This window comes from Facilibium subflavum (assembly GCF_003574485.1).
Classification (GTDB): Bacteria; Pseudomonadota; Gammaproteobacteria; order Francisellales; family Francisellaceae; genus Facilibium; species Facilibium subflavum.
On sequence record NZ_QLIT01000067.1, the window covers coordinates 1 to 11457 of the forward strand.

Below are 11457 nucleotides of genomic sequence, written 5' to 3' on the forward strand. Positions count from 1 at the left end.
AAACTATAGTTTAATGGGAGTGTCTTTTTTTTGCATAAATTTGAGGCGTACTATTTTTACACGCATCCGATTTTAGCTCGAAGTTTGCATTAATGTTTGCAAACGTATCCGAAACAGGATACAATTATATTTATATCAGTTACTGTGCTTTAGTTAGATGAATATAAACAAAGTTATAATTGACAGGAAAGTGGCAAAATCGCTAAGAAAAATACCAAGGCATATAATTGATAAGCTAAATACGTGGGTTTTGATGGTTGAGCAATACGGTGTTATAGAGGTTAGAAAAATAAGCTCATACCATGATGAACCGTTAAAAGGTGATAGAGTTGGACAGCGGTCAATTCGTTTAAACAAAGCATACCGTGCTTTTTATGTAGAACATGAAAACGGCAGAATTGAGGTTAGCTATCTTGAGATAATAGAGGTAAACAAACATGAGTATTAGTAAAAATAAATTAAGTGCAGCTCAGGCGATATCTGAGATAACAGGGCATCTATATTTTGGTGATATGGTAAAGTCATTACGCATGTGTGATAATATTTCTCAGGCTGAAATGGCGCGTTCTATTGGTATAAGTCGACAATACCTATGCAACATTGAAAGTGGCGAGCGTAAGGCAGATGTTGAACTTGCCTTAAAGTTTGCTGAGTATCTAAAACACCCTAAAGAATTTTTTATTTCCCGTCTTTTGGAAGATCAACTATATACTGCGGGTTTAGATTATACGATAACCTTAAAGGCGAGTTAGGGCTATTTGTACCACTCAATCCAGCCCAACATTTTTAGATTGGTAGCTTCTGATGTGATGCCATCATCTTTTGCGAATTCATCCAAAACATCAATGACAAATTCGCCAAAATCATCATCCTTTCTGATCTCTTTGTTAAGATGGTCAAACCTCACCTCAAAGTAACAGAGATAATTTCTGTACTCGATGTAGCCATAGCCAATCCAACCTATATGGCGTTTAGGTATATATTTTTTATTACGTATTTTCTTTTGCTTTACTGCCATGCTTAACGGCTGTCGATTATGGTTGTTGCATTTCTACTATTAAGAGCTGGCTAAGTCAAACTAAAATCATGAGTCAATTTGAGGTGACTGCATAATAACCCTGATTATAGAATTGTCAAAGTGATTTAAACTATTGACATTATATTCATTGACAATTATAGGATTATAAAACTATAGGATTATAAGGGTTTTATCTTTATTGTCACAATTGTCAAACTGTCACAGAGGTTTTGAATAGCGTTGGGTGAAAGATGATCTTTGTGCGCTTGGCATCAGGTGTTGATATAAGGTGATGTGACTTCTCAAGTAGCTTAATTGCTTTGTCTCGTCTACCTTTGTCACGAACAGGTGTGACACGTAAAATCTCGCGTGACGTGGTTTCAACAATATTCTTTGAGATGATAGCGTCAAGTATTAATTTGGCATCATGCTCAACCTGTGTCAGCTTGGTTTCTCCAAAAATGCGTTTAGCCTCATTTAAGTGCCATTCAATAATCTGATAAGCGGACTCAATGTGATCAGTAGATATTTCAGTGCCTTGCTTACCTGTAAACAAATGGAATAGGGCAGCTAGCCTTGCAATGTTCTCACTGGCTTTAGATGCTAAGTCGTGGATTGATTGCCAGTGGTATTCATTGGCGATAGCGGTTTCAATATAGTTGAAGTATTTCACCCATGCTTCTTTAGCCATTTTGCTAAAAGTAAGCGTTGGAATGTACCCAAAACCATATTTATCAACTGGCTGTGTGTTGCTCAGGCAGGTTTTAATACGCCTGTGAAACTTGTCAAGATGTTCGGTGACGTTCTTGAATGGTTCTTTGTAATATCGATTGCCCATTGTTGAAGTGGGATAAGCTAATAAGGTTCGTGCAAGAAAACCGCTGTTTCTATTAATGCCATCACCTTTTTTTAGCATTTGCTCCAGGAGCAAAGGTTGCATCATTAAGTTGAGTGTGAAACGCCGATCTTTAATAAAGATGTCACCGGTGGTTTTGCGATGTATGGCAATTGGTTGCGCATCCCATAAACGGTTGAGTAGGGCGACAAATTTGGTATTGTCTTTTTGCATGCTTGGGCTTGATAAGAAAATACCCGCCTCATCTGACCAAATACTTGTACTTGGGTATTCCTTTGCTAAGTTTTCGCTTAAAGCTTCGGCAGTAATATCCTCATATTTGAGTTTGGGCAACAAAGGTATTTCTGGCTCTTCAAGCATAACCTGATCATAGTAGCCATCATATTGATCTGTTTCATAACCCTGAGTAGCTAAGCGTCTAATCATCATGAGCAATCCTTTGCGTTTGATTGACCAAGTGGTGTACTCATTTTTAATGCGCGTATATTCTGGCATCATGGTTTTTGTTGTCTTATCCTGCCAATCCTCGATACCTTTGCCAAAGACTTTGTCAGCCGCTGTTTTGCGCTCACCACTGGATGCGACTGTAATGAAGTACATAGATACTGGGCTTGTTAGTACATCATCTCGCGCAACATTAGCTAAACCTTGGCAGCTCAGTGAAACGTTAGACAGGGCGCTATTGGCTAATAATGGGATCGGCTGCTGCCCATATTCAGCATAAGACTGGATAGCGTCTTTGATAATATCAGGTAAAGCATCAAGCGGGTAATCAGCTTGCTTTGCTGATATATGTGATAATGGTATTGGTGTTTTCCAATTAATTTTTCCAGTCATTGAAAATTAGCGGTGTTATTTTGGCTGAAAACATCATAACACAAAGTGGTATTGCCTGCATTTTAAAAGTCTTGCGGTGAATGATGGATAAACCAATATCCATGTTTAAATCGCGTAGTGATAATTTTTTTATACGCTTTACAGTATTGTAAAAATGAATCTAACTTGATTGTTTTGGACTGATGGCGATGGCTGTTTTTCCCGCCAAAATAGCAAATCAAAACCGTGTCGCCCAATAAATCCTGAGTAATGAGTATCTCATAGAATTTGGTTTTTGTTTCCAAGCGCAGCATGATTTTTCTAACTTTTACTCTATTAGTAAAAGTTGTTGGTTGAAGTCTAATGTTTCTAAAACGCCAGAAATACAATCCATTATGTCGCTTACTTTTTCATCTTTGTCTAAATCAGCAAAGAAACCAGCAAGCCAAGCTATTTGTCTGGATAATTGTTTGGTCAATAACCCATTTATCGTATTATTATCAGAAAAAATTAATTCTGCAATTTCACGCTTTAACTTACTTGATTCATTGCGTGCCATCGTTATAGTTTCAAAAAAAGTAAATAGGTTCTCAGAGCCTTTAGATGAATACAGACCGCTAAGCTTTAAGCTTCTGCCACTTTCGATAGCGTTATCGCAAATGGATTTTTGGATTTGTATGGTTTGATTAACCATTGATGCTGACTTTGACATTTTTCTAAAGATATTTATGCGCTCAGGTCGCTTAATATCATCTTGATGTGGCTTATACTGATCGCAAAGCTTATTAACGTGATATACCTCTTTTCTGATGGCTTTAATAATATCATGTTTATGTGATCTAGCATCATTTTCACCCAGCCATTCGATCATTACAAAGGTTATATAGCTAGTCATAAAGCCAATCATGTGAGATGGAGAGAAAACCTTATGCGCTTTGATAGCCATTTCAAGACTGTAATCAGAAAATCTGATTAGTGATTCTTTGACCGCATATTCAAGGTCATGTAATTTGAATTCATCTATTGCTTGTAAATCGTAATTATCTAAAAAGTTCAAAGCCACGTCCTTTTCTTTATTTTAGGTGATGCAGACACTAATGCACTGGGTGTATTATATCACTGGTATAGTCTCTTGAGCATCTATTTACTGGAGTTTTTCCAAACCGACATATTGCCTAGAAATGTCACGTGTAAGCAGTTCTCTTAGTGAGTCTTGCAAAAGACTTATACAGTCTTCACCTAGCTCAAATACTTTAGTAAAAAGCTTAGTTGCTTTAGGCTCAGTTAAGTGAAGTAATCGAGCCTGATACCAGTAATGAAAAATAGTTTGAATATCGCAATTGCTCGTTGGATTAATGCCATAACTTTGAATAACATCGATTACTGCTGCCATAAAGTAAGCCTTGGGGAAAAAATCCAGTTCAGGATTAATCATGTTGTATACCTGATCGATAGTAAACTGCTTTTTCGTATTAAAACAGTCCAACAGATAATCATTTAAGTTTTGCATTAGACGCTCTTTATCCTCATCAAGGGATAGGAAAATCTCTATGATTTTTTTTCTGTCCTCAAATGTGGGTTTAAATACGGTTTTTTGTATCTGATAGTTGTATCCATATTGTTGGCAAAGAGATTTCACATTGTCATCACTTTGCGCAGCTTTATCAATCGCATTTTCAATAGATTGCTGGATGAGTAGCGTCAATGGTTTACTTTGCTCTGTGGTGGCTTCTATGGCGTTATAAAGTGCTAATAAATCATCATTAATGTGGTAGCTGTATGTGTTAAGTGACTTATTGTTGAAATGTGCCATTAATCTTCTTTGATTATTGTAGTTAGTGATAAAACTGTTCACTTCTTTGATTTCATCTGGGGAGAGTTTTTCAAAGATACTATCATTTTTATCAAACTCATTGGAGTTGAGGTATAATGTCCCAATACGCTCTTGCTTACCGTCATGTAGACGCAGCACTGAGCGGGCGCGATCGTTTTGAGGTTGGTGATCACCTAACTTTTTGAAGTTTAGCGTTGTCATTTTGTATCCTTAAAGCCCACAAGGGGCTGTTTAACTTAACTGTTTATCATTTCAAGAATGGTGTGTTTTCGTTGTTCAATTCTTAATAGCTCTTGCTCTAGTATTTTTAAGCGTTCAATACTTAAATGATTTAACTTAGTTTCAAGCTCACTTGATGCTGAATTGAGTGCATTAATAGATTGCGCTATTTTAATCTTTGCATTTTCTATGTCATTATGTACTGGTTTTTCTATGGCGTTATTAATAACTGTTGGTAGCTTCTGCATTAATTTATCTAGTGTTTGATAGATAATGTCTTTTGGCTGATGATTTCTTACAGTTAGACCTATGCGCTCGTTATACATATTGCACGTTTCAAGATTACCAATTACGTGTTCAGGGTAATCAATGAAGTATTTATTGATTGCTAGTTGATGGTTGTTGATATTAATGTATCTCACATCTAAGTAATTGCAGTAATGATTGTGATTTTTGCTAAAGAAAATAATATCAACGGTAACTTTGGCATTATCAAACATATTTTCAGGCAATCTAAAGGCTGCAATTAGGGAGCCATACTTAGCCATAATATTACGTGCATGGCCTTTTATATTATCAAGGCAATAACTTGGCACTACAAAAGCTAAAATACCATTATCTTTAAGTAATTTAATTGATTTAGCAACAAAATAATGATGAATGACTAACTGATCTAATTCCGTATCTTGGCAAGTGATTTTTTGTGATGAGTAGGGCGGGTTGCCGAGAACAACATCAAAACTACCATCATTAAATTTTGTATTTTCAAAACTTAAATTAGCCACTTTAGCGTATGGGCAAATTAAGCGAGTGAGGCGTGCGCTGATTCGATCTAATTCAATGGCATGAAATACACTTTTTTCTTTTATGCTGTCAGGACAATTAAAAATAAATGCACCATGTCCGCAAGCAGGCTCTAAAATTTTTCCACCAGTGAAGCCGAGTTTTTTCAAACCAGTATAAATTAATTCAATCATTTTAGTAGGGGTATAATAGGCTGTTTTTGAGCTTGCCATTATTTGCTTGTATACAGCATCACCTAACACATTTTTTAAAGCGTCATGATCTTCTTTACTTATTATTTTATGGAGACCGCCAAACCCTGAATAATCTTTTAGATCAATTCCGCTTTTAAGTAATTTCAGAATGGCTAAGTTTTTTTGAAATCTCATTTTTATCTTACTCCCGTAAAGGTCAATTGATTAAACAATGCAAGCAATACCGCTTACAAAAATAATTATATCATGCTGCAAAATAATAACAATACATTTATGTATTTTTTCAAATTAAAGCTAGCTTATTTTTCTGTTATTTGCTTATAATGATTTGTTTTTACAATAGTTGAGCCGTAATGGTTTTTTATATCATCCATATTCCACTCTTTGCTTTTTCTATAGCTTTTAGCTTTAGCAGGGCGGTAATACCACTTCGCTTTGTTTTTTGACCATTTAAAGCCATTTTCCTTTAGTGTTTCTTTGTGTTCTTTTGTATTTCCACTGACCCATACCCATAGACCGCAGATAACAATATCAATGCCATGTAATTGAGTAATGGCATTTAATGCTTTGCTTAATTCATTTGGATAATCTGCGGTAACTTTATCTTCAAAAACCTCAAGGGATTCAATATCTTTCAAAAGATCATAAGCAGCATTAATTATTTGCATCATTTCAGTGCCATTTGGATTGCGGTCAGGGTGAAATTCAGCGGCTTTTTTTCGATAGGCTTTTTTGATGTCTTCCTGACTAACTGTTCCAACTAATCCCAAAATATTAGCAGCTTCAAATTTATTCATTTTAATTTTCTCCGTTTAGGTCATTTTGTATTAAGTAAAAGCAAATCTGCTTCCACAAAACTATTATAACAAAACAGCGAAATTAATCAACACATTTATGTGTTTTTATTATATTTTTGATGGTTAATAAATTTGATTAGCGAAAGATAATTCAGACAAAAGAAAGTTTATTTTTTATTGTTTTCTTTTCTAAACTTTTTAAATTCTCGATCACTATCGAAAACAAGTTGCAAGGCTTGATCAATTAAAAAATCAATATCTTTTTCACCTTCCAATGACTCATTCCACTCTAAGTATTCTAAAGTTTTTAAATAGGTTTCTTCTGAAATCTTAACTTTCTTGGGTAGTGTGGTATAAGTTGGTGATTTTGGTTTTTCGATGACTGGCATATTTTCTTATCCTTCGTTTAAAATTATTATGCTGAATACTATATAAAAATATTGCTGCCTTGACAATATGCCCATTTTAGGGTATTATATAAAAATATAATCACAATGTAAGTTTAACGTGTACGAATTAATTTTACTTAAGGACGCTGAGGACTGGATTTTTAGTTTGCCAATAGATCAGCAAAATGAAATGCTTATTTTGATTCGTATGCTTAGAAAGTTAGGGTATGAATTGCAACAGCCATTTACAAAGTCATTAACAGGTACAAAAGAAAAAATAAAAGAGTTACGTTGCAGGCGTTTTGGTAATCGTCTTTATTACATGCACCACAATAATAAAATTTATGTTGGTTTGCTTGGTGGTAATAAAGGAAGTCAAAAGCAAGATATTAAGAAAGCAGACAAGCAAGCGAGAAAGATTAAAAAAGGCGAGGTGGACTTATGAGAAGCATAGAGCAGATAATGCAAGAGAGGCTAACAGAAAAGCAAATAAACAGTATAAACAAAGAAGCAGACAAACGCATTGATGAATATTTGATATTGAAACAGTCAATTGCTAATGAGCTAAATAATTATATCGAAAGTAATCACTTAACTTTTAATGACGTTAAAAAAGGGTTAGAAACAAGCACATCGCAAACCCAAAGAATTTTAAAAGGTGAATCTGGATTCACACTGGAAACATTAATAAAAGTTGGTCGTTTTCTTGGAAAAAGTCCACGTATTATTTTCGAGTAAAATAGATTGAAAGTTGGCTTTCACTTTTAACGGATGATGATTATATGGAAGTTGTTAAGGTTGCATAAAAGTTTTTAGTTTTCTCTTAAATGTTAACGCAAAAAATCAATATAAAGAAGTTGCTTAGATTTTAGATTGGCAAAATGAATTTATTCAATCGCCATAAATTGAAATGGCTTTTAGTTTTTCTCTCATTTTTAAAAATTTGACCAATAATTTTCACCGTGTACGCAAGTGATGAAATCCGTCATATAATATAGTAGCACACCCCACGCTGTTAGCATGGGCGTAATCCAAGTCGTAAAAGCCTTTATTTTAAAGGGTTTGCGTATGAAAAGTTTTTTTGAGAAAATGAGTTGTTTTATTTTTAAATATACCGCCAAATGGCGTTGCATTTTCGGAAAAATAACCGCATCATATGTAAAATAAACATTTATGACGAATGTATGATGTTTATAAATATTTTAGTATGACATTCGTCATAAATCCATATGGATAAAGAAATATAAGTTATTTTATAACTATTTATATAATACGATTGTATGGCGCTCAAAATAAGCGTATGCTAATTGTATGATAAAGGTTTTGTGCTGATAAAAGCTTTAAAAACGTAAATTGTATGCCATGTATATGACAAAATAGCTCAGTTTTGCGTTGATGTGTGACGAGTGTATGTCTCGACATACAAAAAAATACACTGAATTTATGAGTTTAGCTTTTTATGGCATACGATTGTATGATTATATTTGATAGAATATGGAGCAAATCAAGCGGAATTTATCCGTTTACAGCTCAGTGTATGACTAACGACTTATAATAAAATACAATCGTCATACATTTGTAAATAGTTAAATCAAGGATAAAACGAGGGTGAAATGGCTAAAATATTAACAATACGGATTCCAGATTATTTAAAAGCTGAACTGGAAGAAAAAGCAAAAAAGAAAAATATTCAATTGTCTCAGTATGTCAGAGACTTAATTCAAGTGGGGTTAAGCGCAGATGATTCTCAAGATAATTGGGATGAATTAGAGCAAATATCCGTGATTAAATCGTTGGAATCTAAGTTGATTTTGGAATCAATTTTAAAAGCAGTTTTTGATGAAAGTAAATCAAAATTTAAATCTGCAAATGAGGAATTAGAATATATCACTACACGAATTCAACAAGTGAAAAATCGTGTAGTTCATGGTAATAATGATGATATTTGAGGATTGATATGTCTGTTAGAATTGATGTAAGAGTCGATGAGAATCTAAAAAAACGGATTGAAAATATTGCAAAAGAAACTAATAAAAGCTTTCCTGATTGCGTTAGAGAATTGTTAGAAATAGGTGTTTATGTTAAGGAAAAACAGCTACAACCAGAAGAAAATAATAAGGAAAATTGGGAGGAATTCTATCAAAATGCTGCCGTTATGACGCATGAAAATCGGTTGATACTTGAGTCATTATTAAAGATTTTATATAAAGACAACAAGTCTTTATTTGAATCATCAAGTGAAGAAATAGAGTTTATAAAAACACGTGTGCATCAGATAAAAATGCGTGTTGTTGATGGTGATATTAATGATTGACTTTATCAATCTAGTTAAAAATTTAAAATAAAATGGAGTTCGTTTTTGATAAACAATGGTGTGACAAAAACAGAAAAGCTATTACTAGCTTTATGTCAAAATGTATTCATGAAAGCATGGTGTTATGCTAACCCATATAAATCAGAAGCAAAGGAAATGTGTGACGTTTTGGCGGTTTTTGATAATCATGTATTCATTTTCTTTGATCGGGGGAATAGCGCTCTTGATAATCAAGATAATGATATAGATGTCAAATGGCGAAGATGGAAAAAAAATACAATCGAAAAACAAGTTAAAACTGCTAGTGGTGCAGAAAGATATATAAGTAGTGGTGGTAAAATATATTTTGATGATAAATGTAAACAAGAGATACCTATTAAATTATCATTAGATAATATACATATACATAAAATTATCGTGGCACATGGTGCAAAAAATCATTGTAAAACTGACTCGGAAAATAATTTATATGGCAGTTTAGCTTTAAGCTACTCAAGTACAACATGCAATGAAAATAGCGTTTATTCCGATATTCCCGATATTCCTTTCATGGTGAGAATGGATAAGAATAATCTCACACATGTCTTTGATGAGGAAAACTTAATCATGATTCTTGATGAGCTTGATACGTTTGAAGATTTTAAAATGTACATTCTTGAAAAAGAAAACGCCATCAGAAAATTAGATTGTTTAACTTACTGTGGTGAAGAAGATTTGCTGGCTCATTATTTATTAAACTTTGATAGTGTCTCTCAAAAGCATATTATTGGATCACGAACAGGAAAGGAAAATGCTTTACATATTGGTGAAGGTGCATGGCATGAATTTTGCCAATCTAAAGCTTACAAAGAGAGAAATAAAGCCAATAAAATATCATATTTGTGGGATAAGCTTATTCAAAAGACATGCGAACATGCATTAAGAGGTGAAACATCTGGCAATGGTGATATTTTAAAAAGTGAGTCTGCTGTTTTTGAAATGACTAAAGAATCCAGATTATCTAGAAGGGCTTTATCAAGTCATATGCAAAGAGGAATTGAGTCTTTTCCTTCTTTTGAAAATGGATTTGCTCGTTATATGAGTTTTATGACATCTTTAACAAACCCTGATACTGGTTATGTTTTTTTGCAGCTATCGTATCCTAAAAATATTGATTACAATGAGTATAGAGAAAAGAGAAGAATAATTTTAGAAATAGCTTGTGGTGCAGCAAGGAACAAGTTTATAAACTTAACAAAAATTATTGGTATTGCAGTTGAACCTCCCAAGTTTTATAACACGGTTTCGGAAGACTTTTTGCTTTTGCATTGTGATAAATGGAGTGATGAACAACAAATAGCGTATCAGCAGCAAAACGAATTATTCAAATTTTTTGAGTCTGAATTATCTAAAAGTAAACAAACTTCGTTTCAAGAATTTCCCCATAATCAAAAAATTGGACGCAATCATTCGTGTCCTTGTGGTAGTGGAAAAAAGTACAAAAAATGCTGCTTACTTAAATCCTGACAATATTGATTGCAATTGATTAATCTTGATAAATATAGTATATTCACTATATTATATTTAAGCATGCTTTCATATGAAAGAAGCAATATGGCTAGGCTCCACACTGGACGATCTGAAAAACTTTCCTGAGGAAGTGCGCTCTGCAATGGGTTATGCGCTGCACTTGGCACAAATAGGTGAAAAGCATCACCATGCAAAGCCACTGACAGGAAAACAATTTAGCGGTACAGCAGTGATTGAGGTAGTTGAAAATCATGATGGTGATACATATCGGTGTGCTTATACGGTAAAAATTGGTGAAACACTTTATGTTTTACATTGTTTTCAGAAGAAATCTAAGCGCGGTATATCAACACCAAAGCAAGATATTGAAATGATACTGAAGCGTTTAAAAGAAGCAAAGCAATTGGAGATTGATCATGGGTGCGCCAAGCAAAGCTAAGGCAATCAAGCTGGACAATCCAGCCCAGAAAAAGGCTAGCCACCAGTCTGGAACCGAACTACACATAATGCAAGGTAACGAACATTATGAAGCTGTAGTAAGGGCGGTCTATCAGCCACAACGCAAGTGAAGGTATTGAGCCCCGTAATATATCATCGTCGCACCTGATCAAGGTTTTCATTTGCCTGAAATCAGCACTACGCAATACGTAAAGGCGAGTATGCGTGGAGGTGTCGGGGTCTGAGTCCGTAGCGGGTAGATGAACTGA

16 protein-coding genes are annotated in these 11457 nt (G+C 34.1%); 9 read left to right on the top strand and 7 right to left on the bottom strand.

Features of this window, described 5'->3' with window-relative positions; genetic code table 11:
• Positions 1-157 precede the first annotated feature (157 nt).
• The gene (locus tag DNK84_RS04965; RefSeq protein ID WP_119343455.1) at positions 158-448 is read left to right on the top strand and encodes a hypothetical protein; all 291 of its coding nucleotides are present in this window, start codon (positions 158-160) and stop codon (positions 446-448) included.
• On the top strand, positions 438-752 hold the full coding sequence (locus tag DNK84_RS04970) for a helix-turn-helix transcriptional regulator (protein ID WP_119343456.1): 315 nt from the start codon (positions 438-440) through the stop codon (positions 750-752). Before DNK84_RS04965 ends, DNK84_RS04970 begins: the two co-directional genes overlap by 11 nt.
• A 2-nt stretch (positions 753-754) precedes the next feature.
• Here DNK84_RS04970 and DNK84_RS04975 read toward each other — a convergent pair whose 3' ends face one another.
• The 7 genes from DNK84_RS04975 to DNK84_RS05010 form a co-directional block, all read right to left on the bottom strand.
• Positions 755-1018, bottom strand: a complete 264-nt coding sequence (locus DNK84_RS04975) for a hypothetical protein (protein WP_119343457.1) — start codon at positions 1016-1018, stop codon at positions 755-757.
• Between the two features lie 211 nt (positions 1019-1229).
• Positions 1230-2711: a YfjI family protein gene (locus DNK84_RS04980; protein ID WP_119343458.1), complete on the bottom strand. Its 1482-nt coding sequence runs from the start codon at positions 2709-2711 to the stop codon at positions 1230-1232.
• A gap of 307 nt (positions 2712-3018) precedes the next feature.
• Positions 3019-3747, bottom strand: coding sequence for a hypothetical protein (locus tag DNK84_RS04990; RefSeq protein ID WP_162902236.1), 729 nt, complete (start codon positions 3745-3747; stop codon positions 3019-3021).
• Between the two features lie 87 nt (positions 3748-3834).
• Positions 3835-4725, bottom strand: coding sequence for a hypothetical protein (locus DNK84_RS04995; RefSeq protein ID WP_119343461.1), 891 nt, complete (start codon positions 4723-4725; stop codon positions 3835-3837).
• Positions 4726-4760: 35 nt separating this feature from the next.
• Entirely contained in the window at positions 4761-5915 is a 1155-nt protein-coding gene (locus tag DNK84_RS05000) for an N-6 DNA methylase (protein ID WP_119343462.1), read from the bottom strand.
• Between the two features lie 125 nt (positions 5916-6040).
• The gene (locus DNK84_RS05005; protein WP_119343463.1) at positions 6041-6538 is read right to left on the bottom strand and encodes a J domain-containing protein; all 498 of its coding nucleotides are present in this window, start codon (positions 6536-6538) and stop codon (positions 6041-6043) included.
• A gap of 167 nt (positions 6539-6705) precedes the next feature.
• A complete protein-coding gene (locus tag DNK84_RS05010; RefSeq protein WP_119343464.1) occupies positions 6706-6927 on the bottom strand; it encodes a hypothetical protein in 222 nt (73 codons plus the stop codon).
• Positions 6928-7045: 118 nt separating this feature from the next.
• Between DNK84_RS05010 and DNK84_RS05015 the strand changes: the two genes are divergently transcribed.
• The 7 genes from DNK84_RS05015 (at position 7046) to DNK84_RS14235 (ending at position 11319) form a co-directional block, all read left to right on the top strand.
• Positions 7046-7372, top strand: a complete 327-nt coding sequence (locus DNK84_RS05015) for a type II toxin-antitoxin system RelE/ParE family toxin (protein ID WP_119343465.1) — start codon at positions 7046-7048, stop codon at positions 7370-7372.
• The gene (locus DNK84_RS05020; protein WP_119343466.1) at positions 7369-7665 is read left to right on the top strand and encodes a helix-turn-helix domain-containing protein; all 297 of its coding nucleotides are present in this window, start codon (positions 7369-7371) and stop codon (positions 7663-7665) included. Before DNK84_RS05015 ends, DNK84_RS05020 begins: the two co-directional genes overlap by 4 nt.
• An 875-nt stretch (positions 7666-8540) precedes the next feature.
• Complete coding sequence (locus DNK84_RS05025; RefSeq protein WP_119343467.1) at positions 8541-8876, top strand: hypothetical protein; 336 nt, start codon at positions 8541-8543, stop codon at positions 8874-8876.
• A gap of 8 nt (positions 8877-8884) precedes the next feature.
• The gene (locus DNK84_RS05030; RefSeq protein WP_119343468.1) at positions 8885-9241 is read left to right on the top strand and encodes a ribbon-helix-helix protein, CopG family; all 357 of its coding nucleotides are present in this window, start codon (positions 8885-8887) and stop codon (positions 9239-9241) included.
• Positions 9242-9286: 45 nt separating this feature from the next.
• Positions 9287-10747, top strand: a complete 1461-nt coding sequence (locus DNK84_RS05035) for an SEC-C metal-binding domain-containing protein (protein ID WP_119343469.1) — start codon at positions 9287-9289, stop codon at positions 10745-10747.
• Positions 10748-10820: 73 nt separating this feature from the next.
• Positions 10821-11189, top strand: a complete 369-nt coding sequence (locus DNK84_RS05040) for a type II toxin-antitoxin system RelE/ParE family toxin (protein ID WP_119343470.1) — start codon at positions 10821-10823, stop codon at positions 11187-11189.
• Positions 11167-11319 (top strand): hypothetical protein, encoded by a 153-nt coding sequence (locus tag DNK84_RS14235; RefSeq protein WP_162902237.1) that lies wholly within the window; start codon positions 11167-11169, stop codon positions 11317-11319. The genes DNK84_RS05040 and DNK84_RS14235 overlap by 23 nt, the downstream gene beginning before the upstream one ends.
• The last annotated feature ends 138 nt before the right edge of the window (positions 11320-11457 follow it).